Raw genomic sequence first — 23413 nt, 5'->3', positions numbered from 1 at the left:
TCACACTTCGCTGCCAACACGGGTCGGATTGGGCGGTCCCGGCTTGAAGGGCGGCAAGGAGAAATGACTGCCCTGAGTGGCGTCGACTCGTTTGAGCCCTTCTTCCCGAAGGTGTCGGTGGTCACCGCTAGCGTCGGATGCGTGATCGAGATAGCTCGGACCCGCCGCTCATCTTCCGCCCCAGCCGCGCTGTTCTTCGAGCGCTGGTGCGACATCGAGACGCACCCCGAGTGGGCGCCGAGTATGGAGTATTTCCGGTTGTCCGAGCCCTTCGGCATCGGGGCGCGCGGGGTGCTGAAGGCGGTCGGGGGTGAAGAAGCGCCGTTCCGCGTCACGGCGGTGGGGCCCGGTTTCGTCTATGCCGATACGACGGAACTCGGTGAAGTGGAGCTGACAGTGCATCACGAGGCCGTCGACGGAGTCGACGGAACACAAGTCGAGCTCTCGGCGTGGCTGGTTGGTTCGGGCGAAGAGGAGTGGGCGCGCCGAATGTCTGCCGAGGTCCAAGGCAGCCTCGAGCGCGACCTAGCCGCGCTCGCGGCGCTGCTTGAGAGGTAGCGGCAGTCGGCGAGAACTGTCGCCGTGTGGGATCCGTCTGCGGACGTTCAAGGGCATCTGCTCTCTTCAGTCTTCGTAGTGCAGGATGTCGCCGGGTTGGCAATCGAGGACGCGGCAGATCGCGTCGAGTGTGGAGAATCGCACTGCCTTCGCTCGGCCGTTCTTGAGAACTGCGACGTTCGCCGGCGTGATGCCGACTGCCTCGGCGAAGTCGCCGACGCTCATTCTGCGTTCGACGAGCATGCGGTCGATCGAGATGCGGATCGGCATCAGATGACCTCCTCCAGTTCGGCACGCATCAGCATCGCGCGCCGAAGCAGCGATCGGAGCACGAGCGTGACGCAGCTCAATACGACGAGGACGAGAACGACGATCACCTGAATGAGCCCGAGGAACGGACTACCTGCTTGCCCGTTGCTGATCACCACGAAGCTGGTGATCACGAGCACGACAGCGCAGGCGAGGGAAACGACGAGGACGTCGACCCAGAGCAAGGAAGTTCGTGCCAGCACGGTTCCGCGGTAGAGGCGGTGAACGAGCAGCGAGATCATCGCGAGCGCGATGAGCGCGAGGGCAATGAACGCCATCGCCAGGGCGAGCAGCGGACCGCGCAGATCCGCGTACTCAGGCAAGCTCGCCGCGACATCCTGACTGATGCCGGGCAGGAGCACGAGCGCCCCAACACCAACGAGAAACAGCACCGCCAAGAGCGACTGGGTGAAGATGACGAGAGTGCGAGAGGGGCGCGGAAGATCGTAATCCATGCATCGATTGTCGATAGATGACTTATCGAAAGTCAATAGATGCAACCCATCACTTGATTCCGGCCAGCCACGGTGGGTTTGAGCCCGGGAGCGGATCCCTGAGCGGGTTAACGAGATTGACCGTCGACCTCCGTGAGGCGATGCGCGACGACCCCTGCGTGTCGGTAGCGCGACCATCCGTCGCCATCTGGCGCGTCCCATTGGAGACTGCTGCCGGCACGGTTCAGACGGTCGTGCTCATCCTTCGTGACCCAACACTTCTGGAGGAGCTGGTCGAAGATCGAGATGAGGTGTTCTGGAGAAGTGGCAGGGCCGCCAGCGATCGGAGCATTGTGGGTATTCGATCTGGGGTCCGCCTGGCTTGGATCGACAATTTCGATCACGATCCGTTTGAACGGGATCACATGCTCCACGACCCGTTGCCCACGCGGTAATTGCATCGCATCTTGGGTCGCGAACGTGACGTCGTGAGCTTTATCCAGTCCATAAAGAATCTGACGTAGGCGGCTCGGGTAGCCTCCCGAACCCTTTGACCACAACCGGCCGCCTGAGGCAAGGAGCGGACGAACTTCCGCTTCGATGAGGTCAAACGCCTCGGTCGCGATCCGCATGCGGCGCTCATCGTCCCGCTCAGCGTCCATTGAACGATCCTCGCTCAGTTCGGGCCGCGCAGTCCAGCCAATGCGTGGAGACCGCAGGCGGATCCTCAATTGAGCCGTGACACCTCTAGTCGTCTGAATCAGAAGCTAGGTCGCTTGTGTGAAAAATGACGTGAGCGCCATAACTCCCATGAGGATCCAGAAACTGCCAACGAGGATCATGGTCGCCGCGTTGAAAGCGCGCCTTGAGCGAGACTTCCGCCGGCCGAAGGTAGACCCATGCTGAGCGGAAAACCACCGCGACACCGGGCCTCGGAACCAGATGAGGACCACGCCGCCGCCGATCAGCAAGCTGGAAACCAGCACCACCGGGACAACTGCACTCATTCCCCAATGCTGTCCCATCCTGGCTTCGAAAGGTGAATCCATCGAGCCAGGGCAAGCAGGTCGCGTTTAGCGATCCCCTGCCGGGCGGTGAAAGACGTCGCTGTGCGCGACTGCGTAAGCGCCCTATAACGGCCCTGAACGCGGCCCACAAGGGCCCGTCAAGCTGTGGGCGCCGGCTTGCGACCAATCGTGAACCAGAGAATCAACCCGAGCCAGGGGAACAGCAATGCGATGAGCACCCACACCGCCCGAGCGGTTCCTGATGCCACTTGGTCGCGAGCGATACTCACGACAGTGACGACCAACGGGATGATCCAGATGACGGAAAGGATGATCAAGTGCCATCCGGTGAGGTTCCCAAACACGGCCTCAGTCTGGCAGACGCGTGCAGCGCGCGTTTCGGGAATCTGGCCGCCCGCGGGCGGATCCTCCTGCGGGCTGCGATGCGGCGGCCTCTTTTGAAAGTGCAAGTCGTCGCAGCTGAGTCCTGAGTCCAGTGCTCCCGGCCCGTTGATCGATATCGTGGCCATGACCGCAGCACGAGCTGGTTCGCGGCGTTGGAAGATCTGGGGTCAATCTCAGGTGTGGGAAGGGGCTGATCAGTTCTGGAGACGATCAACACGTTCGTTGAGCTCGTTGCTGGAATCGCGGGTCTGGCCGTCGCTCTGTGGCTCTTCCTCAAGCGGAGTGAACATGCGCGGCGAACGAAGGATCGGCTCGACCAACTGCCCAAGCGCCTCGGCGAGACCACAGCGCGAGATTCGACTCCCCGGACGTTCGCGTGGGTTTCTGTTTTCATGATGGCGCTATCCCTCTGGCTCATCATTGACGCGGCTCGACGGCTACTCATGGGGTAGGTCTCCAGACGTCACGAGGCCGTCCCACAAACGATCCACCAGCGGGCAGATGCGGTGGTAGTGGCCGATTGGCCGTGCGCCCCGAGCCGACCGTGGATCGCCTGAGTAGGCTCACCTCTGAGTAATGACCACGTCACCTCCACTAGGAAGGGAGCGAGTGAATGCGGATCGCGACCCTGAACTTGCGGCACGGTGGCGGGCCGCGCATCCCCTCCCTTCTCGAGCAGATCGAGAGGATCGACGCGGACGTCCTCGTGCTCACCGAGTTCCGATCCTCTGGGGTAGCCCTCGTCGACGGGCTGCATTCGCTCGGATATGAGACAACGACCTCACTGCCACCGGGCTCGTCCAACGGGATCGCCATCGCCTCGCGTTCTGCGATCGACCGCTCATGGTCGTTGGCTCAGGACTTGGATCCTGACTTGGATCCGCACCTGCTGTGGGCGGTGGCGACAAACGGACTAAGTCTCGTCGGGGTCTACCTTCCTCAGAGGAAGCTCAAGCTGCCCTACTGGGATGCCGTCATCTCCGCGGCCGCCAGCGGCCGTCTCAATGCAGGGGTGCTGATAGGCGACTGGAACACGGGTACGAACACCTTGGACAAATCCCCCGCGGGAGCCGGGTTCGATGGCGCCAATCGACTCGCCGCGCTCGAAGCTACCGGGTACGTCGATCCGTGGCGGCTTTCGCATCCTGACGAACGGGAGTACTCCTGGTTCAGCACTGCGGGTAACGGGTTCCGGGTTGACCATGTCTACGTGCATCCCTCGCTTCTCAACGACGTGCTGAACGTTTTCTACGACCAGAGACCGCTTGCAGAAAGCGCAACGGACCACGCAGCGTTGATCCTGGAACTCGGTGACGAGTTCCGGTCGAAGCAGGATCTGCCGAGCACCGTCTGAATGGACGCGGAGGTCGTGCTCGCGCCTCATTCAGGGACCGGCTCTCGGGAGACCCGGTCAGTGAGATCGACTGCACCTCGGTCGGACCGTTCAGCCGTCTAGAGAGTCCACCACTGGCTGGAGAGGCCGTCCGCACGCTGGGCGGCTAACGCCTTCCTGAACTCGACGACGAACACCACGAGGAACATCGGGCTGGCGAGCAGAATGGCAAGGACCATTCTGGCGCCGTGCAATTCGAAGGTGCCCGCGACGATGTCGGCCCAACCTTGGGCGATGAGTATTCCCAGCACGATGGTGCCGAGCGCACTGGCGACCGCGAGCAGCAACATCACCATCGGATTGGCGCGGTACGCGGTTCGCGGCCGGTCACGACGGCGTCGGGGCGCATCGCTCGGCCGCCGTAAATCGGTGCCGTGCGGGTCGGTGTCGCGCATTCGCATCTTTCGGGCCGCGAGGAGAGTGTTTGAGTGATCGTAGCCGAGCTTCGAGTTGGCGCATTTCAACGGCTCGTGCTCCAACGGTCGAGCAATCCAGCGGTCACCGTGAAGGACTCATCCCGCGATGGAGCGTCATCGGTTTGAGCGGTAGAGGATCCGTTACCGGGCGCGTTGCTGAGCCTGACAATCTCGTTCGGCTCTGCCGGATATGGGTCGACTGAGTGCTATTCGATGCTTCGACTACCCTTTGCGAGGGGCAGCGCCACGCGTGTTCCGCCTCGTAGGCTGCTCAACTATGAGTAATCCCGCGCGCGAGCTGCACAGCCTCTATTCCGAGTGGCGCGAAGCCCTCACTGCTGGAAACCAAGCTCTGGTCAACGTCCTCCGACCCCACACACTGGAAGGCGCTGCCCGGCTCGAGGCGGGCATGCGGCTGCTACTCAGAATCGACGGCGTTCTCCGGCAGTTCGAAGACGACGGCCGCAACGTTGCTCTATACCGTCGGCAGTTTCCGGGCTGGTCGATGGGAGTGCTGTCGACAGAAGTCGGGTGGGGCAACAACCTCGGATCCGACAACCTCGTTTCGGCCGCTGTGATGGACCAGCTTGAGGGGTTCGCCAACTTCCTCGACGGCAAGGTCTTCGAGGTTGAAGCCGCTGACCTCGACAACCTCCGGGATGTTCTAGGCCGAGCTCGAAAGTTGCTTCTCGAGGATGACAGCCTCGATCCGAATCTGCGGTATTACCTCCACCGACTCCTCCAGGAGATGCAGCACGCCATAGACGACGAGGCCTTCGGCGCGAGCTATGACTTCTCAGAGGGCGCCCAGCGCCTGTGGGTGGCCTTCCAAGCCGCCGAGGCGAAGAGTGCGAAAAAGGGCAGCAAGTGGAGCGCCCTCGTGCACGACATCACTGTCGGTGTACTCACGACGGCAGTCATCGAAGGCGCAAAGTTCTACATCGCAATCGCGGCGTCGCCCCCTAGTGCCTGACGACTGCGAGCGGGCGGTGGCGGTGCCAGGAGCCTCATGGCTGGCGACGGCGTCCTTCCCCTCGCAGCTGTACCGGATGTCGATCGATCACCGCTGCAGTGCCATCGTTGAGGTCATGATGGAGACGCCTTCTCTCGCCCAGGTGCGCCGAGTGCTCGAGCGAACCCTGATCGTCACTGGCGGCGAGCTCACCGCCGCCATGTGGGATCAGATTTCGGCACTGCGCGCGGTGAGTGGCCCTGTCACGATGCTCGAACTTGACGTCCCCTCCGAGGTCCAGAAGATTGACCACGCAAATGGTCCCTACCGATCCATGAGCAACGATGCTCAGGTCCAGGTTGTCGACGAAAGTGGCGACGCTACTGGCGGGATCCTGCTGTGGGTAGAAGACGGTCGGCTGATCACCCTTGAGTACTACTGGTACACCGACGACCCGCCACTCGAGCTCCCAACCGTGGATCGCATCGTCTGCGCGACGTCGCGGTAACCGATCGGCAACTGGGCCGGCCAGTGCCCTCTGAGAGCGCAGCGGCCGTCCAGTTAGGCTCGCCCCATGGCGTCCTTCGATCTGCAGACCGATCTCGGTCAAGACCCCGCATATCGACTGCTGGCCAATTCGCCCGTCACGCTCTTCCGTAGGGCCGACCGGATGGCCTCGACGCTTGAGCAGCTGAGGAAGCTCCGCTATCAAGTCCTGGAGTTCGACGCCACGACTTGGAGCCAGCTCGCGGCAATGCACGATCAGCTCGCGGCTGGGTTTGAGTTCCCGGACTACTACGGACGGAACTTCGATGCACTCGCCGACTGCCTGAAGGACGTCGTCGAGCACGACTACGGGTGGGACCCGAAGGCGACTGGACTCGTCGTCGTACTCGATCGATACGACGCCTTCGTGGAGGCCGATCCCGAATCGGCACAACTTCTCCTCGAGATCATGGCTCATACGTCGCGAGGCGCCGCTCTACTCGGCGGCCGCTTGATTTGCCTCGTGCAGTCCAATGACCGCGAAATCGCGATTGCACCGATCGGCGCGACCGTTGTGCCGTGGCACGATGCGGAGCATTGACCTGATCGACGGCGGTCGCAGCGTGGTCAACTCCAGTGCACCCGCACTGCGCACGCGGATCCGCTCCTGGGAAACTGTTTGGCACCATCGGAACCACCCCGCGTTGTTGAGAAGTGAGCCTACTGTCCCTGTCGCAGAGGACGTCAATCTCCGCCACGCACGCGCACAACGCGATCAGGGTCGCCAAGCCCTTGAGTCTGAATCCATCCGGCGCCATGGACGAATCGTTCGGCGATGAGACGGTCTTCTTCGCTCGGCGGCGCAAGGTCGCTGCGGTACGTCTGAGCGAGGCGCTCGCTTGAGTCTTCGAACAGGTAGCAATCCGCGTAAACCTGGCCGTGATGCAGCCATTCATGCCTCACGACAGGTCGATTCGCGAACCACTCAAGAAGGTCGCCAGCGCGAGCAGCCAGCTCGGGTGAGCCACCATCCAGATGAAAACCATTGAGTGTGGGCACGGGCGGGAACGACCGGTCGTGGACGCTGATCCGATCGCCTCGGAGGCTGCGACCTCGGAGCTGCAGCCCCACCGAAACGAGGGCAACCTCCGGCGCGTCGACGTCCAATACAAGCAGGAGATTGTCGTCCGTCCGTTCGACGCAGTACGGACGAAGACCGTCACGCAGCCTCGCCCGGAGTGCGCTTACGAACGAGAGTTGAGCGTCGGTCAGAGCCTCACCTTCAAGGTCAAACCACGCCAAATCGTCCACGACGCTCCACCATAGTCGCGCGTCTCACGCGCCCGATAGCCGGTCGCGAGCCGGTCGCCGGCCCGGCCGCGTTGATTCTGCGGCGATCCTGGAATGCGGGCGTCCGGATACCCCGCCCGATCAGAACGCCCGCACGGGCACGTCTACTGCAACGCAAGACGGGTCGGGCTCACCGGTGCCGACGCTGAAAGCGCTGCCATTCGAAGGCGACGTTGCTCGCACGAGTCCGTAGCAGCCGTGATCGAGGCAGGTCGCCCACGACGAGTCCGAAGCGTTGACCCGCGAACCAGGACGCCCTCCCGAGGAGAGTGACGCCTCCGGCCCTAGACCGCGTCGGCCCGCGCGCGGTAGGCGCGCACGGCCATGCGGTTGCCGCAGCGCGTGGTGCAGAAGCGGCGGGAGCCGTTCTTCGAGAGGTCGACGTAGAGGCTCTCGCAGTCGTCGGCGTCGCAGACGCGCAGGCGGTCCATCTGGTCGGCGCGGATGACGTCGACGAACGCCATCGCCGCCTCGACGAGGATGCGCGTGGCGAGCGGCTCGTCGAGCGCGGTCGCATGGATGTGCCAGTCGAGGTCGTCGTGGCGCACGAGCCGGGGGAGTGCACGGGCCTCGGCGAGCAGGTCGTTCACGGCTTCGGCGGCGGCGTCGCGGTCGAGCAGCCAGAGGCGCCGTAGCTGCTCGCGGGCGTCGCGCACCTCGGCGAGTTCGCGGGCGTCGCGGTCGTGCCGGCCCGAGTAGCGCCAGACGGCGATGAGCTCGCTCAACTGCGCGACGGTGCGCAGTTCGTCGTCGCCCGAATCGGATGACGCGGGCACCGTGTCGGTGAGGGCGGAGACGAAGGCGAGCGCCGACTCCGTGTCATGGGTGAAAAACATTTGACTCCTGACTTGCTCCACGAGTACTGTCACGAGCATAACGAGTTTCGGGCATGACGCGTCCAGGCTCGCACTGGAGCGACGAACAACGGAACGGGAACGGAATGCGGGCTTCACGCGGCATCCTCGGCATCACGCTCGGCCTCGGCTCGGGCCTCGCGTTCGGCGCGGGCGGGGCCATCGTGAAGCCGCTGCTCGAGTCGGGCTGGTCGCCCGGCGCCGCGGTCTTTTTCCGCGTGCTCGTCGGCGCCCTCCTGCTGCTCGTGCCGGGGCTCATCGCGCTGAAGTTCGACCTGCGCCCGCTCTGGCGCGCGAAGTGGACCGTGCTGACCTATTCGGTGATCGCCGTCGCGGGCGTGCAGCTCGCGTTCTACATGTCGATCTCGCGCATCCCCGTGAGCACCGCGCTGCTCATCGAGTACCTCGCGCCGGTCGCGCTCGTGGCCCTCGCCTGGGTGCGCACGCGGCATGTTCCACAGTTCGTGGTGCTCGCCGGATCCGTCGTGGCGATCGTCGGCCTCGTGCTCGTCATCGGCCCGGCCGGCGGTGCGCTCGACCCCGTCGGCATCGCGTTCGCCGCGGTCGCGATGATCGGCGTCGCCGTCTACTACGTGCTCGGCGAACGCAGCGACACCGGCATCCCGCCGATCGCGCTCGCCGCGGTGGGCCTGTTCATCGGATGCCTCGTGCTCGGCCTCTCGCTCGCCGTCGGCCTCGTGCCGTTCGAGGCGAACTTCACCGTGATGCCCTTCTTCGGCACGACGGCCCCATGGTGGGTTCCCGTGCTCACGGTCGGCGCCCTCTCGACGGCGTTCGCCTACGTGTCCGGCATCATGGCGATCCAGATCCTCGGCACGCGCCTGGCCTCGTTCCTCGGGCTCTCCGAGGTGGTCTTCGCGGGCATCGTCGCCTGGATCCTGCTCGGCGAGGCCATCGGCCCTGTGCAGCTGCTCGGCGGCCTGCTCATCCTCGGCGGCATCGTGCTCGTGCGCTTCGAACGGCCGGCGCTCGCAGGCGGGCCCGAACCGATGCCGGTTCCGGTCGGCACGGTCGAGCCGGCTTCGCGCACGTAGGCTTCGAGCATGCGATTCGGCATCTGCATCCTGCCCCAATCCGACTGGCCCGAGGCCGCCGAACTCTGGCGCGGCGCCGAAGACTACGGCTTCGACCACGCCTGGACCTACGACCACCTCTCGTGGCGTGGCCTCGCCGGCGAGCGCTGGCATGCGACCGTGCCGACGCTCACGGCCGCCGCGATGGTCACCGAGCGCATCGAGCTCGGCACCTTCGTCGCCTCGCCGAACTACCGGCATCCGGTGCCGTTCGCGAAGGACATCGCGACCGTCGACCAGATCTCGGGCGGGCGGGTGCTGCTCGGCGTCGGGTCGGGCGGCACGGGCTTCGACGCCACCGTGCTCGGCGAGCCACTGCTGACGCCCACCGAACGGTTCGAGCGCTTCGCCGAGTTCACCGAGGCCCTCGACGTACTGCTGCGCTTCGAGGATGCGGCGGCCGCGGCATCCGATTCGCCCGGAATCTCGTACGAGGGGGAGTGGTACCGCGCGGTGAACGCCCGCATGGTGGGCGCACCGCCGCAGTCGCCGCGCACCCCGCTGCACATCGCCGCCGACGGGCCGAAGGCCATGGCGCTCGCGGTGCGCCTCGGCGACGGCTGGGTCACGACGGCCGGCTCGATCGACGACACCGAGGAGTGGTGGGCCTACGCGGCCAAGCTCTCGCGACGGCTCGACGACGCGTGCGCGGCGGTCGGTCGCGACGCCTCGACCATGCCGCGAACGTTGCTGCTCGACTCGTCGGCCCGCTACTCGCTCGAGAGCGTCGACGCCTTCGAAGACGCGGTGGGCCGGGCGGCCGAGCTCGGCTTCACCGACGTCGTCGCGCACTGGCCGCGCGAGCACGGCATCTACGCGGGCAGCCGCGCGGTGCTCGACGAGGTCGCCTCGCGCCTGCCGTCCCTGCGCTGAGGGCAGCGCCACAGGATTGCTTCGATACGCTGGCAGGCATGCCCGCGCCACGCTCGAAGTCCCTGCTCGCGTGGGAGCCGACCCCGTATCTGCTCGTACTGGTGCTGCTCGTGCTCACCGGCATCGTGCGTCCGAGCTCGCCCGCCGTGCTGTACTGGCCGTTCCAGGTCGCGCTCGTCGCGTCGCTCGCGTGGCTGGTCGTCGTGCTCGTGCGCAGCGGTCGCCGGCGTTCGAACCCCGACCAGTGGGGCAACCTGGCGACGCTCGACGGGCTCGAGATCGTCGACTCGCCCGGGCGTGAGCGCGAGGTGCGCACCGTGGTGCCTGTGACCGACGTGCACCGGCACCAGGCCGCGATCGACCTGGCGCGCATCCACGGCGGCCCCGACCAGCACGCCGTGCTCGTGCCGCGCGCCAGCCGATGGCTGTCGAAGCGCTATCGGGTGGGCGTGCAGCTCGTCGGCGGCGACCGGCCGCGTCACGCGGGGTTCCTGTCGGATGCCGCGGCCGAGCCGTGGACCGAACGGCTCGACGCGCTCGGGCTGCGGGGTGCGTACGTGCGCGTGCCGGCCCGCATCTCGGGCCAGGGCCGTCCGTACACGGTCGACCTCGACACCAGCGGACTGCCCGAGGCGCTGACGCCGGCGACCGACTAGTCGGCCGCCCGCGGCATCCGCTCGATCAGGTCTGGCGCTCGATCACGTCTGGCGCTCGATCAGGAAGCGGGCGTTTCGACGGCTTCGTTCGCCTGCTCGGCCGCGATCTGCTCGCGCACCATGTCCATGTCGAGCTCGCGCACCTGCGACACCAGGTCGTCGAAGACGGGGCGGGGGAGCGCGCCGGCCTGGGCGAAGACGCCGATGCCGTCCTTGAACGCCATGATCGTCGGGATCGACGTGATGTTCATCGCGGCCGCGAGCTGCTGCTGGTCTTCGGTGTCGACCTTGGCGAAGACGAGGTCGGGGTTCGCCTCGGAAGCGGCCTCGTAGTTCGGGGCGAACTGCAGGCACGGGCCGCACCAGCCGGCCCAGAAGTCGACGAAGACGGTGCCGCCCTCGAGGATCGTCTTCTCGAAGTTCTCAAGCGTCAGGGGAACGGTAGCCATGTCTCAAGGGTACGGTCTCGTGCATGGGAGTCGCCCGATGTTCGCTGGGGGCGACCTGCGCGCACGATTCCTGCGTCTGCGGCGGCGAGGACGCGCAACCCCTTCCGGCCTTCGGAGCCGCCTCATAGGATTTCCCCCCAATCGGGTGTCAACGAGTGACATCCGCGCGGAAAGGAACATGATGCGACGAACAGCACCACGATCCAGAGACATCCGAACCATCGCGCTCGCGGCCACCGCCGCGGCCGCGCTCGTGCTCGTCCCGACGAGCGCCGCGTTCGCAGGCGGCGGCTCCGGCGGCGGCAAGGGCGGGCAAGCGAGCTCGTCGGCGAAGTGCGACAACCGCAACAACAACACGCTGCCCAAGCTGCTCGAATGCGCTTCGACCGGAGTGCTCGAGCACTTGGACGAGTTCCAGCAGATCGCCGACGAGAACGGCGGCAACCGCGCAGCCGGCCTGCCCGGCTACGACGCGAGCGTCGAGTACGTCGTCGACACGCTCGAGCGCGCGGGGTGGGACGTCACGCTCGACGAGTTCCCGTTCACCTTCATCGGGCCGTCCACGCTCGAGCAGACCGCGCCCGTCGTGGCGGAGTACGAGACGGGCTCGTTCACCGGAACCGGGTACGGCCCGATCGACGGCACGATCGTGCCCGTCGACGTCGTGCTCACGGCACCGTACGAACCGGTCACCAGCGGCTGCGAGGCTGCCGACTTCACGGGCCTCGACTTCAGCGGTGCCAGTGACATCGCGCTGATCCAGCGCGGAACGTGCGAGTTCGGCGTCAAGGCGCGCAACGCGCAGGATGCCGGCGCCGAAGCGGTGATCATCTTCAACCAGGGCAACACGCCCGAGCGGTCGGGCCTCATCACGGGCACGCTGTTCGGTGCGAACACCGAGGCGCTCGACATCCCCGTCGTCGGTGCGAGCTTCGAGCAGGGCGTCGCACTGGCCCAGGCCGGATCGACGGCGTCGATCTTCGTGCCGGCTCCCGAGGAGCGGCCGCAGGTCAACGTCATCGCCGAGCTCCCCGGCAAGAACGACGACAACGTCGTGATGGCGGGCGCGCACCTCGACTCGGTGCAGGCGGGCCCCGGCATCAACGACAACGGCAGCGGCTCGGCTGCGCTCATCGAGATCGCCCAGGCGCTCGGCAAGCTCAAGCCCGAGAACACCCTGCGCTTCGCATGGTGGGGTGCTGAGGAGAGCGGACTGCTCGGGTCGGCGGCCTATGTCGACGGTCTCTCGCAGCCCGAGAAGGACGACATCGCCCTGTACCTCAACTTCGACATGATCGCCTCGCCGAACTCCATCTACATGGTCTACGACAGCGACGAGTCGGGGTACGAGGCTCCCGTGGTGGTGCCCGAGGGGTCGATCGCGATCGAGGATCTCTTCGAGAGCTACTTCACCCTCATCAAGAAGCCGTACGACGACGCGGAGTTCTCGGGTCGCAGCGACTACGAGGCGTTCATCCTGAACGGCATTCCGGCCGGAGGCCTGTTCACGGGCGCCGAGGTCGTGAAGACCGAGCAGCAGGCGGCGATCTGGGGCGGAACGGCCGGTGAGCAGTTCGACCAGTGCTACCACCTCGTCTGCGACACGATCGACAACATCGACAAGAAGGCGCTGTACGTGAACATGGGGGCCATCGCGACCGCGGTGCTCACCTACGCGTACTCGACGGAGGACGTGAACGGCGTGAAGGGCAAGAAGCTGCCCTTCAACCTGCTGCCGGCTCCGGCCGGACCGCAGGGCACGGTCGGCGGCGGCGGCGGGCTCGCGCCCGACCACGGCCACGACCACGGGCCGCTCGAGGCCTCCTAGTCCGAGCCCGAACTGCGAGCGGGGGTGCCTTCGGGTGCCCCCGATTCGTCGTGCGGGCGGCTCGGATCCCTCGTCGGCAGGGGTCGGAATCGGCCCGCCGAAATCGGCTGTCAGGTGCGGGAATAGTGTTGCCGTGTCATCCGTTGGACCCGATGTATGCAAATGCATATACTTGTAGGACCAGAGGGAACACCCAGGAGGGGCGCCATGCAATTCGGAATCTTCACCGTCAGCGACATCACCCAGGATCCGACGACCGGCCGCACCCCGACCGAAGCCGAGCGCATCCAGGCGACGCTCACGATCGCCAAGCACGCCGAAGAGGTCGGCCTCGACGTCTTCGCCCTCGGCGAGCACCACAACCCGCCGTTCTGGTCGAGCTCGCCCACCACGACCCTCGCCTACATCGCCGGGCAGACCTCCACCCTGCAGCTGACCACCTCGACGACGCTCATCACGACGAACGACCCCGTGAAGATCGCCGAGGACTTCGCGATGCTGCAGCACGTGTCGGGAGGTCGCGTCGACATCATGCTCGGCCGCGGCAACACCGGCCCGGTCTACCCCTGGTTCGGCAAGGACATCCGCCAGGGCCTCCCGCTCGCGCAGGAGAACTACGAGCTGCTGCACCGCCTGTGGCGCGAAGACGTCGTCGACTGGCAGGGCCGGTTCCGCACGCCGCTGCAGGGCTTCACCTCGACGCCGCGCCCGCTCGACGGCGTGCCCCCGTTCGTCTGGCACGGCTCGATCCGCACCCCCGAGGTCGCCGAGCAGGCCGCGTCGTACGGCGACGGCTTCTTCGCCAACCACATCTTCTGGCCGGCGTCGCACACCCAGCGCATGATCGCCCTCTACCGCCAGCGCTTCGAGCACCACGGCCACGGCACCGCCGCACAGGCGATCGTCGGTCTCGGCGGGCAGGTCTTCATGCGCAAGAACTCGCAGGACGCGGTGCGCGACTTCCGTCCGTACTTCGACAACGCGCCCGTCTACGGACACGGTCCGAGCCTCGAGGACTTCACGCAGCAGACCCCGCTCACCGTCGGCAGCCCCCAAGAGGTCATCGACAAGACGCTCGGGTTCCGCGACTACGTCGGCGACTACCAGCGCCAGCTCTGGCTCCTCGACCACGCCGGCCTGCCCATGAAGACCGTGCTCGAGCAGCTCGACCTGCTTGGTGAAGAGGTCGTGCCGGTGCTGCGCCGCGAGTTCGCGAAGAACCGCCCCGCCGAGGTTCCGGATGCCCCGACGCACGCCTCGCTCGTCGCCGCCACGTACGGCGGCGAGGCCCCGCGCCAGGCGACGCCGAACGCGAACCGCGGCGACAACCTCGCCGGCCCCTCGCCCTACCAGGACGCGCAGGCCGGTCCGGCCGCACCCGCACCCGTCAAGACCGGCTCGGCCTTCGGCCGCGCCGCCACGCGATAAGGAGCACGGCCATGACCACCAAGCGCATCGTCGTCATCTCGTCGGGCCTGTCGACGCCGAGCTCGACACGGCAGCTCGCCGACCGGCTCTCGGCCGACGCCGCGAGCATCCTGCGGGAGCGCGGTGTCGAGGTCGAGGTGCAGACGTTCGAGCTGCGCGACCTCGCGCACGACATCACGAACAACCTGCTGCTCGGCTTCGCTCCGCCGAAGCTCGAGGAGGCCCTCGAGGCGGTCGCCTCGGCCGACGGCCTGATCGCCGTCTCGCCGATCTTCACGACGAGCTACGCGGGCCTGTTCAAGTCGTTCATCGACGTGATCGACACCCAGGCGCTCACCGACCTGCCCGTGCTGCTCGGCGCGACCGGCGGCACGCCCCGGCACTCGCTCGCGATCGATTACGCGATGCGCCCGCTGTTCACGTACCTGCACGCGCTGCCGGTCACGACGGGCGTCTACGCGGCCACGAGCGACTGGGGCGACGGCGGCGACGGTGTGCGCTCGCTGCCCGACCGCATCTTCCGCGGTGCGAAGGAGTTCGCCGACCTCGTCGAGCGCACCGACCGGTCGAACCTCGTGAACGACCCGTTCGCGCTCGACCGCCCGACGGGCCACCTCATCGGCGGTCTCGCGGGGGAGTGATCCCGGTCGAGGGCCCCGTCGCCGCATCCGGCGACGGGGCCCTCGTCGCGTCGAGGCGTGCGATGACCCGGTCGATGCCGAGCCCGAGCACGATCGCCACGGGAATCGACACGAGCGTGGCGACGAGCGGCTGATCGCCGAACGCGGCGCCGATGAGCGCGCCGACGCCCACGTTGTAGCAGGCCCAGGCGAAACCGGCCGCGAGCGACAGCGGCAGGTAGCGCCGCAGCGGCACCCGGCCCGCTCCAGCGGCGAGGTTCACCGCGATGCGTGCGAACGGCACGTACCTCGCCGTGAACACGAGCACGGCCGTGCGGCGATGCACCGCGTCACGCGCGCGCCGGAGCGCCCGCCCCACGCGACCGCGCCGCTGCCACGCCCATCGGTCGAGGCCCACGCGCCGGCCGATCAGGTAACAGCACAGATCGCCGACGACGGCCCCGGCCGCGGCGACCGGCACCACCGCCCACAGCGACGGCGACCCCGTCGAGGCGGCCAGCGCGCCGAGTGCGACCACGAGCGTCTCGCTCGGCAGCACCACGAGGAACGCGTCGCCGACCACGAACGCGAACAGCACGGGCAGCACCCACGGCGAGGCGGCGATCGCGTCGAGATCCACACGCCGGTTCTACCGCGCCGAGGTGAACGGCAGGGGGCGGATGCCGCCGGCGGCCGCCCGCGGCATCCGTCAGTCGTGCCGGCTACTCGTCGACGAGCGAGCCGGGTTCGAGGTCGTAGACGGAGTCCTTCGGCTTGCCGACCTTGCCGGTCGAGGCCCCACGGAACCACGGCGCCCACCAGAGCACCGTGCCGGCGACCCACGCGGTCACGGCGAACACGGCCCACGCCTGGATCGCGGCGTATCCGGACTCGATGGCGACGGTGGTCGCATCGGCGTTCGGCGCGACCACATCGTCGAACGAGGCGAGCCAGGTCGTGAGGGATACGGTGACCACGGCCGCGACGACCGTCACGACGGTCACGCCGATGAGGCGGTACCAGGGCTTCAACGCCTGCGAGAGCAGCGTGATCGAGAGCGCACCGACGACGAGTGCCGAGGCGATCGCGCGCCAGGCGATCGGGCCCCATGGTGCGTCCAACTGCTCGGTGAGCGGGTCGAGCAGGGTCATCGGCAGGATCGCGGTGATCGCGAGGGCGACGACCGCGAGCGCGCCGAGCTGGATCCACCGGCCAGGGCGGGGCCGACGGGCCGACGACACGGTCTGCAGCCGGCTGTGCGTCACCTCGGCGACGACGACGAGGGCGGCGAGCGCGACCCAGAACGGCAGCGTCCAGAGCCCGAACGTGAGAGCCACCGCGCCGAACGCGATCACGAGCAGCACCGTCAGCGTCACGAGGATCGCCCGCGGTACCAGTGCTCGCCGTTCTGCGGCCGCGATGACCTGGCGAGCCCGCGAACCTTCGACGGTCGCACTGTTGACGGCATCACGTCGTCCGCGTCGAGCGGAGCGCGCGCCGAGCAGGCGGATCCCGGCGACGACCGCCGCGACGACCGTCGCGATGATCGCCCCGACCAGGCGCTGGTCGGGCGAGGAGGCGGCGCTGAGGTCGCCGGTCATCTGCCGGAGCGCGAGCATGAGCCCGCACGCGAGGACGATCGCCACGAGCATGAGCCGAGGCGGTGAGAGCAGCGCCGGTGCGAGCGCCAGCACCGGGCGCAGCAGCCATTGCACGACGCCCACCGGCGAGAGCCGTCCGCTCCCGCGAACGACCGCCGAGGAGGCGACGCGCACGACGCGCGAGGCCAGCGCGACCCGATACCCGGACCCCAGCGATTCGAGGTCCTGCGAGCCGCGCACCATGCGCGCCCGGATGCGGTCGGGGGCATGCGGGTCGGAAGCCGGATCGGTGCCCTCGTCGACGACGCGCGTGCCGTACGGCCGATCGTCGCTCTCGTCCATCTCGCGGAGCAGTGCCGCGTGCACGAGGTCGAGGTTCGGCGTCGCGACGGGCTCGATGCGAGGCGCGGGCTCCATGCTCTCGAGGAGTTCGACGACGCCGGCGGCCGCGTCGAGGCGCCCCCACCACCAGTCGTTGCGGCGCCACTCCTTGCTGAGGAATCCGGCGAAATTCGCGATGCGCAGGCCCGCGAGCTTCGACGACGATCGCAACTCGCGGTCGTCGAGCAGGCGCCCGACGGTCTCGGTGTCGAGTTCCCCGACCGGCTTCGCGAGCGCGGCGCGGTATCCCTCGAGGATCTGGGCATCGAGGAGCGTGCGGTACGTGGCGACCGCGGCGGGCTGCGTGTCGGAGCCGATCCGGTGGAACCGCACGGTCGACGATGCCGTCGGGATGCCGCTGCCCGCGAAGATCAGCGGCAGGTCGCTCGCCGGCAGCCGAGTTCCGACGCCGGGCATCAGGTGCCACGGGGTCTCGAGCCAGCGCAGTTTCGGATCGTGGGCCGCAGCGATGACGCTCGCCTGCTGCAGCCACTCGACGAGCGCGTCGAGCTCGCCCCAGAGTTCCGCCCGCAGACGCGGACGATCTGCGTTCGCGTCGAGCCAGGTCGTGACGAGCGCGGCGACACTCGACTCGGTCAACGGCGATTCGGATGGCGGCACGTCGTCGATGCCGTCGAGCGTGCGACCGACCGCTCGGTCGCGCAGGTCGCGCGCCTGGGACATGACCGCGTACAGGCGCTCGCGCAGCACGGCCCGTGTCGTGGCGGTGGTCTCGGGGATCTCGGCGAGTGCCGCGTCCAGGGCGTGCAGCGACGTCGAGCGGAAGCACTGATCCTCGATCGCACGCACCCACGTGAGCGCGCAGAACGCCGCATCGACGAGGGTCTGCGCGCCTCGCGAGATGGCATCCACTGGCACATCCTCGACGGGCTCGTTGCGGCTCACCCGGTCGAGGGCGTCACGGAGGGCCTTCTCGAACCGACCGATGCTCGTGCGGTCGAGGGCGCGACGGTCGGGGCGCCGCTTCAGGTTGGTGCCGAGGGTCCACTCGCCAGGCCGGCTGAAGACCATGCGCAGGAACTCGGCATCCGTGGTCGACCGCAGGCGCGCGAACGCGGCAGCCGAACTCCGCTCCGAGGCCGGATCCTCGCCGGCCGTCGTCCGCGCGTTCATGCGGACGGCGAGCATCTCGTCGCGGCCCTTGCGCACGAGCGCCTGGGTGCGCTCGTCGAAGACGGCATCGATCTCGTCCTCGCCGGATTCGCCGCCCGCGCGCTTGCGCACACCGGCCATCACCGAGAAGAGGAAACGCGAGAGCGGGTCGTCACGGGCGGTCCTCGGGTCGGGCGGCAGCTCGGGCGCGGGACCGGTATATGCGGTGGCCCGCAACAGCCAGCGCGAGCTCTCCTTCGGCGACGGGTCGAGGTAGACGAGCGCGCGGTTGACGTGCTCGTTCGCAGGGATGTTGCGCACCGCGCGGAGCGCTCGATCGATGGGGATGTTGTCGAGCACGCCGCCATCGACGACGCGGAACGGATGGGATCGGCCCTCCTTGCGGTGCGCGCTGAACACCGTGCGCATGTCGGGCGGACTCGAGGTGCGTGCCGCGTCGAACGGCTGGTCGCCCGAGTAGATCAGGGCCGGCTCGAACGCGCCGGGGAACGAGGAGGTGGACCGCGCCGCATACGCGAGTCGTGCGTAGGCGAGGCGCCGGTCGTCGACGTCGACGTCCTTTCCGGGAATGTCGCGATGCGGCACGTCGTCGGTCTCGGTGCCCACGAAGCGGAAATGCGCGTGCCCTTCGGCGGCGCTGCGCTCCGTGGTGTCCTTCGCGTCGATGAGCGTCGCCGAGAGGTCGACCACCACATGCGGCGCCTCGAGCGCTGCGTGCGGCGGCGAGGTCACGGCGGATGCTGCTTCGGACCCGCGATTCGGACCGACGACGCCATCGCCGCTCGGGTCGTCGCCCGTGCCGCCGACGTCGCCCTCGGCGATGCGACCCAGTGCGGCCACGAGCTCGACCCAGAAGAACTCGTCGCCCCGGAGGACGGAGTCGAACCTCGCCGGCTTGCCGGTCTGCAGCAGCCCCCATGCGGCGCCCGTCTCGAGCCAGGTGCCGAGGATGCCCTCGAGGCCCACGCCCGCGCGTTGCGCGACGGCGTACATGACGGCGTTCAGTCCGCCGGCGCTCGCCCCGGCGAGCACGTCGAACTCGACGCGGTCGTAGCCGCGTTCGTACAGCAGTTGGGCGTACCGCTCGGCGCGCGCCAGCAGATTCTCGTCGGGGACGGCTGCCGCCAGCAGCATGCGCCGGGTCGACGCGTCGGCCTTTGCGAGGCGGTCCGCGTCGATGGTGACGGGGTGGATCAGCAGCGCGCGCGGCCCGTCGTCACCCTTGACGCGATAGATGCGGATGCGCCGAAGGATGTCCAGCTCGGCGATCGCCCCGCCGATCCAGACGGCGAGGCTCACGCCGCCCTTCATCGCGAGCGCCACGCGCAGGCCGCGCGCGTGGAACGGGCTCGCGCCGTCGGGCAGGAAGACCCGCGGATTGAGGTCGGCTGCCGCACCCTTCGAGGTGCGGGCCTCCCGGTCGACCTCCTCGGTCGGCGCCAAGTCGACGCCGGCGGCGACGGGGAACGTGCCGTAGGTGCGCTCGAACGGCTGCGCCGTGGCGGCGGCATCCAATCGCAGCGTGACGTAGTCGTGCGGTACCGGCTCTGGCATCGGTCGCTCCCTGCGGAAGACCCGTATCGGTCGGCCACATGCTAGCGACTGGCGGACCCCGACGTCGTCAGGGCGCGCACCGAGTCAGCTGCCGGGATTCAGCCGCCGCTCTTGCGCCGGAACTCCTGCTTCGTCGCGGCGTTGCCCTGCGCGTGGTCGACGGCCCCACGGCCGTCGAGGTGCGCCTCACCGCGGTGCTGCTGCTTGTTCTTGCGCTCGAGGGCCTCGCGGAACTTGCGCTTGACGTCGTCGGAGGGGCCCGTGGTGGTCTTGTCGTCGTCGGCACTCATGGTTCGAGTCTAGGCCTGCGGATGCCGCGGCTCACGCCTGCGTGAGGTCGCGCGCCCGGAACCGCGCGAGCCCGAGGATCCAGAGCGCGAGCGCCACGACCGAGAGCACGAGGAGGGGCAGGGCGTCGAACTCCACGCCCGGAACCCGCGGCGTCGCCGCGAGGGGGGTGGCGTCGATGACCTCGTCGGAGAGGGAGAAGAGCGGCCCGAACATCGCGATGATCACGCTGGCGCCGTAGACGATCCACGTGATGAGGATCGCCTGGCGGGGCAGCCAGCCGGTGAGGAGTACCGCGACGCCCATGAGCACGAGCAGGCTCGGCACGTACGCGGTCGAGGCACCGAGGATGCGCAGCACCTGGTCGGGGTCGGACTGCGATGCGGCGAACGAGAGGCCGAACACGAGGCCCGACGCGACGAGGATCACGGTGCCCCACACGGCGGCCAGGAGGTAGTGGGTGAGCGCCCACCTCGTGCGCGAGACCGCGCCGGCCAGTTGCGGTTCGAGGCGGCCGGAGGCCTCCTCGAGGCGCACGGAGGTCGCGCTCTGCACGGCGAAGGCGGCCGCGACCATGGCCGTGGCCATGACGAAGAGGCCGACGATGCCGTCGAGCACGCTGTCGGCCTGCCCCATGAAGGCCGTCGCGTACGGGCTGTTCGAGTCGAGCAGGTCGGACATCGCCGAGGCGACGCCGCCGTAGAAGGCGCCGCCCACCATGCCGCCGATGAGCCAGCCGATCATGGGTCCGCGCTCGAGGCGCACGGCGAGGCCGAGCGTGGTCGCCAGCGAGCGCGAGGCCCGCGCGGGCCCTGGGCGGTCGGGCAGCACGCCCGCGCCGACGTCGCGGCGGGACTCGATGACGCCGGCCACGAGGCATCCGCCGATGCCGAGGCCGACGAGCAGCAGGAGCGGCCACCAGGTGTTCTCGCCGAAGGAGCGCATGTTCTGCGCCCAGCCGATGGGGGAGACCCAGCTGAGCGGGCTCGGGGTGTCGCCCTCGGCCTGCACGTCGGCGATCGCCCGCACGAGGTACGAGACGCCGAGCACGATCGACGCGAGCGAGTTGGCCGCCCTGCTGGTCGAGGTGAGCTGCCCGGCGAGCGCGGCGATGCCGAGGAACGCGATGCCGACGCCCGCGATCGACGCGCCCATCGCGAGCGAGCCCTCTGCGGGCAGGCCGAGTCCGATGCAGGTGACGCCGATGAGCAGGCCGATCGCGACGCTCAGCCCGCCGACGACGAGCTGGTTCGCGAGGCTGTAGGCATGGTGCCCGACGGCGCCGGCGCGGATGAGCTCGGTACGCCCGTTCTCCTCTTCGGCGCGGCCGTTGCGGGTCAGCAGGAAGATCGACGCGAACCCGATCGACACCGCGAGGGTCATCCAGATCTTGATGTTCAGGATGCCGCCGAGCGTGCCTGCTCCGTACGGCAGGCCGGTGAGCGCGGCCACTGCCGGGGTGTTGGCGACGGCCGCGTACGCGTCGCGCGACTCCTGCGTCGGGAACGCGACGCGCTGGGACTCGAAGACCATCGCGACCATGCCGACGAGCACGATCGTCCAGATGGCGAGGCGCAGCCAGTTGCGACGCAGGATGAAGCGGCTGAGCTCGGGGAACGCGGTGAATGCCGCGGCGGGCGCCGCATGCCCGGGGGTCGCCGAGGTCGGCCGGGCCGGTGCGAGCACGCTCATGACGCGTTCACCGCCTCGTCGGTCGCGTCGGAGGTCGCGCCGGCCGGCAGCTCGACGCCGTAGTGCCGCAGGAAGAGCTCCTCGAGCGACGGCGGCGTCGAGACGAGCGATCGCGGCGAGCGCGAGGCCAGGTCGGCGAGGACGCCGCCCAGCTCGGCGTCGTCGACCGTGAAGGTGACCCGGTCGCCGTCGGCCGTGAGGTCGTGCAGGTCGGTGCGTTCGGCGAGCGTGCCCGCGCCGCCGGGCAGCACGACCGAGACCGAGGTGCGGTGCAGGTGGCGCAGGTCGGCGAGGGTGCCGGCCTCGACCGTGCGGCCCGCGCGGATGATCGTGACCGAGTCGCAGAGCTTCTCGACCTCGGCGAAGATGTGGCTCGAGAGCAGCACGCTGCGCCCCTGGTGCGTGAGCTCGCGCACCGTGTCGGTGAACACGCTCTCCATGAGCGGGTCGAGGCCCGACGTGGGCTCGTCGAGGATCAGCAGCTCGGCGTCGGAGGCGAGCGCCGCGACGAGCGCGACCTTCTGCCGGTTGCCCTTCGAGTACGTGCGGGCCTTCTTCGTCGGGTCGAGGTCGAAGCGATCGACCAGTTCGTCGCGGCGGGTTCGGTCGATGCCCCCGCGCAGGCGCGAGAGGATGTCGATGGCCTGACCGCCCGTGAGGTTCGGCCAGAGGTTCACGTCGCCGGGAACGTACGCGATGCGGCGGTGGAGCTCGACCGCCTCGCGCCACGGATCGCCGCCGAGGAGGCGCGCGGCCCCGGCATCCGCCCTGGCGATGCCGAGGAGGATGCGGATCGTGGTCGACTTGCCCGAGCCGTTCGGCCCCAGGAAGCCCATGACCTGGCCGCGTTCGACGCGCAGGTCGAGCCCGTCGAGTGCGGTGACGGTGCCGAAGCGCTTGACGAGTCCGGCGACCTCGATCGCCGGGGTTGATGCTGCGTTCATGACTGCTCCTTGACGTGTGATTCGGTGACGGGTCGGCGTGCGCGAGCGCGCTCAGCCGGGCGGGTCGCCGATGTAGCGCAGGTACTGGTCGAGGTAGGTGCTGTCGGCGAAGACGCCGTGGGTGTAGAGCTCGATCGAGGGCAGCGCGGTCGCCTCGAACGTCTCGTGCAGCACGCTCTTGAAGTCGGCGAGGGAGATCTCGGGATGCAGCGACAGTTGCACGATGAGCCCGCCGATCGAGTTCGTCACGAGCAGTCGCGCACGGCCCTCGGGGTCGCGACTCGGTCGCAGGATGCCGGCCTCGACCGCGTTCTCGGAGTAGGCGAGCGCGTCGGCGATCATGCGTTCGATGAAGGCGGCTCCCGCCGGACTGCCGTCCTGCACGCTGCGGAGGATGTACACGAGCATGGCGCCGTACTCGTCGGCCTCGGCATACTGCGCCAACGCGCTCGTGGGCGAGGTCAGGCCCTCGACCTTCGCCTCGTGGTGCATCGCGAGCACGGCCTCGTCGCATTCGGCGCGCAGCGCGTCCTTGGAGCCGAAGTGGTGTCGGATGAGTCCGGCGCTCACGCCCGCCCTGGTCGCGATCGTGCGCACCGACGCGCCGAACCCCTCGGCGGCGAAGCACTCGATCGCGGCGTCGCGAAGGCGCGCGCGGGTCGTGAGATCGCTCGCGGGAGCCTCGGTGATACGCATGTATCGGATGC

The 23413-nt window shown here is 68.3% G+C and carries 26 protein-coding genes; 11 read left to right on the top strand and 15 right to left on the bottom strand.

Features of this window, described 5'->3' with window-relative positions; all coding sequences use genetic code 11:
• The first annotated feature begins 63 nt into the window (after nt 1-63).
• Entirely contained in the window at nt 64-558 is a 495-nt protein-coding gene (locus ASE68_RS12530; RefSeq protein WP_055859093.1) for a hypothetical protein, read from the top strand.
• Nucleotides 559-624: 66 nt separating this feature from the next.
• On the opposite strand, the gene ASE68_RS12525 is transcribed toward ASE68_RS12530, so the two are convergent.
• The 5 genes from ASE68_RS12525 to ASE68_RS19890 form a co-directional block, all read right to left on the bottom strand.
• The gene (locus ASE68_RS12525) at nt 625-828 is read right to left on the bottom strand and encodes a helix-turn-helix transcriptional regulator (RefSeq protein WP_055859090.1); all 204 of its coding nucleotides are present in this window, start codon (nt 826-828) and stop codon (nt 625-627) included.
• A complete protein-coding gene (locus tag ASE68_RS12520; RefSeq protein ID WP_055859086.1) occupies nt 828-1322 on the bottom strand; it encodes a DUF2975 domain-containing protein in 495 nt (164 codons plus the stop codon). Before ASE68_RS12520 ends, ASE68_RS12525 begins: the two co-directional genes overlap by 1 nt.
• 107 nt (nt 1323-1429) lie before the next feature.
• Nucleotides 1430-1963, bottom strand: a complete 534-nt coding sequence (locus ASE68_RS20270; protein ID WP_157421636.1) for a hypothetical protein — start codon at nt 1961-1963, stop codon at nt 1430-1432.
• A 105-nt stretch (nt 1964-2068) separates the two neighbouring features.
• Nucleotides 2069-2308: a hypothetical protein gene (locus ASE68_RS12510; RefSeq protein WP_055859080.1), complete on the bottom strand. Its 240-nt coding sequence runs from the start codon at nt 2306-2308 to the stop codon at nt 2069-2071.
• 158 nt (nt 2309-2466) lie between these two features.
• Entirely contained in the window at nt 2467-2838 is a 372-nt protein-coding gene (locus ASE68_RS19890; RefSeq protein WP_082462218.1) for a PLD nuclease N-terminal domain-containing protein, read from the bottom strand.
• Between the two features lie 488 nt (nt 2839-3326).
• Between ASE68_RS19890 and ASE68_RS12500 the strand changes: the two genes are divergently transcribed.
• Entirely contained in the window at nt 3327-4067 is a 741-nt protein-coding gene (locus tag ASE68_RS12500; protein WP_055859074.1) for an endonuclease/exonuclease/phosphatase family protein, read from the top strand.
• A 98-nt stretch (nt 4068-4165) separates the two neighbouring features.
• On the opposite strand, the gene ASE68_RS12495 is transcribed toward ASE68_RS12500, so the two are convergent.
• Complete coding sequence (locus ASE68_RS12495; RefSeq protein WP_157421635.1) at nt 4166-4501, bottom strand: hypothetical protein; 336 nt, start codon at nt 4499-4501, stop codon at nt 4166-4168.
• 298 nt (nt 4502-4799) lie between these two features.
• Here ASE68_RS12495 and ASE68_RS12490 point away from each other — a divergent pair, with 298 nt between their 5' ends.
• From ASE68_RS12490 to ASE68_RS12480, 3 genes are all read left to right on the top strand, one after another.
• Nucleotides 4800-5495, top strand: coding sequence for a hypothetical protein (locus ASE68_RS12490; RefSeq protein ID WP_157421634.1), 696 nt, complete (start codon nt 4800-4802; stop codon nt 5493-5495).
• Nucleotides 5496-5571: 76 nt separating this feature from the next.
• Nucleotides 5572-5982: a hypothetical protein gene (locus ASE68_RS12485; protein WP_157421633.1), complete on the top strand. Its 411-nt coding sequence runs from the start codon at nt 5572-5574 to the stop codon at nt 5980-5982.
• A gap of 66 nt (nt 5983-6048) precedes the next feature.
• On the top strand, nt 6049-6561 hold the full coding sequence (locus ASE68_RS12480) for a barstar family protein (RefSeq protein WP_055859062.1): 513 nt from the start codon (nt 6049-6051) through the stop codon (nt 6559-6561).
• Between the two features lie 143 nt (nt 6562-6704).
• On the opposite strand, the gene ASE68_RS20265 is transcribed toward ASE68_RS12480, so the two are convergent.
• Together ASE68_RS20265 and ASE68_RS12465 are read right to left on the bottom strand one after the other, a co-directional pair.
• On the bottom strand, nt 6705-7271 hold the full coding sequence (locus tag ASE68_RS20265; RefSeq protein ID WP_157421632.1) for a hypothetical protein: 567 nt from the start codon (nt 7269-7271) through the stop codon (nt 6705-6707).
• 323 nt (nt 7272-7594) lie between these two features.
• A complete protein-coding gene (locus ASE68_RS12465; RefSeq protein WP_055859054.1) occupies nt 7595-8146 on the bottom strand; it encodes a CGNR zinc finger domain-containing protein in 552 nt (183 codons plus the stop codon).
• Between the two features lie 104 nt (nt 8147-8250).
• Between ASE68_RS12465 and ASE68_RS12460 the strand changes: the two genes are divergently transcribed.
• Genes ASE68_RS12460 through ASE68_RS12450 form a run of 3 tightly spaced genes read left to right on the top strand, consistent with a single transcriptional unit; the run spans nt 8251 to nt 10787 of the window.
• Nucleotides 8251-9219 carry a DMT family transporter gene (locus tag ASE68_RS12460; protein WP_055859051.1) on the top strand — a complete coding sequence of 323 codons (969 nt, stop codon included), beginning with the start codon at nt 8251-8253 and terminating at the stop codon, nt 9217-9219.
• Between the two features lie 9 nt (nt 9220-9228).
• Nucleotides 9229-10131 carry an LLM class flavin-dependent oxidoreductase gene (locus ASE68_RS12455; RefSeq protein ID WP_055859047.1) on the top strand — a complete coding sequence of 301 codons (903 nt, stop codon included), beginning with the start codon at nt 9229-9231 and terminating at the stop codon, nt 10129-10131.
• Nucleotides 10132-10169: 38 nt separating this feature from the next.
• Nucleotides 10170-10787, top strand: coding sequence for a hypothetical protein (locus ASE68_RS12450; protein WP_055859044.1), 618 nt, complete (start codon nt 10170-10172; stop codon nt 10785-10787).
• 59 nt (nt 10788-10846) lie between these two features.
• On the opposite strand, the gene ASE68_RS12445 is transcribed toward ASE68_RS12450, so the two are convergent.
• Nucleotides 10847-11236, bottom strand: coding sequence for a co-chaperone YbbN (locus tag ASE68_RS12445; RefSeq protein ID WP_055859042.1), 390 nt, complete (start codon nt 11234-11236; stop codon nt 10847-10849).
• Between the two features lie 178 nt (nt 11237-11414).
• Here ASE68_RS12445 and ASE68_RS12440 point away from each other — a divergent pair, with 178 nt between their 5' ends.
• The 3 genes from ASE68_RS12440 to ASE68_RS12430 all read left to right on the top strand — a co-directional run bounded on the left by ASE68_RS12440 (nt 11415) and on the right by ASE68_RS12430 (nt 15133).
• Complete coding sequence (locus ASE68_RS12440; protein WP_055859039.1) at nt 11415-13064, top strand: M28 family metallopeptidase; 1650 nt, start codon at nt 11415-11417, stop codon at nt 13062-13064.
• 207 nt (nt 13065-13271) lie between these two features.
• Nucleotides 13272-14492, top strand: a complete 1221-nt coding sequence (locus ASE68_RS12435; protein WP_082462217.1) for an LLM class flavin-dependent oxidoreductase — start codon at nt 13272-13274, stop codon at nt 14490-14492.
• 11 nt (nt 14493-14503) lie between these two features.
• A complete protein-coding gene (locus tag ASE68_RS12430) occupies nt 14504-15133 on the top strand; it encodes an FMN reductase (protein WP_055859033.1) in 630 nt (209 codons plus the stop codon).
• Here ASE68_RS12430 and ASE68_RS12425 read toward each other — a convergent pair.
• The 6 genes from ASE68_RS12425 to ASE68_RS12400 form a co-directional block, all read right to left on the bottom strand.
• Nucleotides 15108-15752, bottom strand: a complete 645-nt coding sequence (locus ASE68_RS12425; protein WP_055859031.1) for a DedA family protein — start codon at nt 15750-15752, stop codon at nt 15108-15110. The two genes, ASE68_RS12430 and ASE68_RS12425, sit on opposite strands and share 26 nt — an antisense overlap.
• A gap of 82 nt (nt 15753-15834) precedes the next feature.
• Complete coding sequence (locus ASE68_RS12420; RefSeq protein ID WP_055859027.1) at nt 15835-19782, bottom strand: DUF3376 domain-containing protein; 3948 nt, start codon at nt 19780-19782, stop codon at nt 15835-15837.
• Between the two features lie 98 nt (nt 19783-19880).
• Nucleotides 19881-20072, bottom strand: a complete 192-nt coding sequence (locus tag ASE68_RS12415) for a DUF5302 domain-containing protein (RefSeq protein WP_055859024.1) — start codon at nt 20070-20072, stop codon at nt 19881-19883.
• 31 nt (nt 20073-20103) lie between these two features.
• Nucleotides 20104-21762, bottom strand: a complete 1659-nt coding sequence (locus tag ASE68_RS12410; RefSeq protein ID WP_055859021.1) for an ABC transporter permease — start codon at nt 21760-21762, stop codon at nt 20104-20106.
• On the bottom strand, nt 21759-22706 hold the full coding sequence (locus tag ASE68_RS12405) for an ABC transporter ATP-binding protein (protein ID WP_055859018.1): 948 nt from the start codon (nt 22704-22706) through the stop codon (nt 21759-21761). Before ASE68_RS12405 ends, ASE68_RS12410 begins: the two co-directional genes overlap by 4 nt.
• Before the next feature lie 51 nt (nt 22707-22757).
• Nucleotides 22758-23402 (bottom strand): TetR/AcrR family transcriptional regulator, encoded by a 645-nt coding sequence (locus ASE68_RS12400; RefSeq protein WP_055859015.1) that lies wholly within the window; start codon nt 23400-23402, stop codon nt 22758-22760.
• Between the last annotated feature and the right edge of the window lie 11 nt (nt 23403-23413).

It is taken from the genome of Agromyces sp. Leaf222 (assembly GCF_001421565.1).
Lineage (GTDB): Bacteria > Actinomycetota > Actinomycetes > Actinomycetales > Microbacteriaceae > Agromyces.
This window is presented reverse-complemented; position numbering and strand designations above follow the sequence as displayed.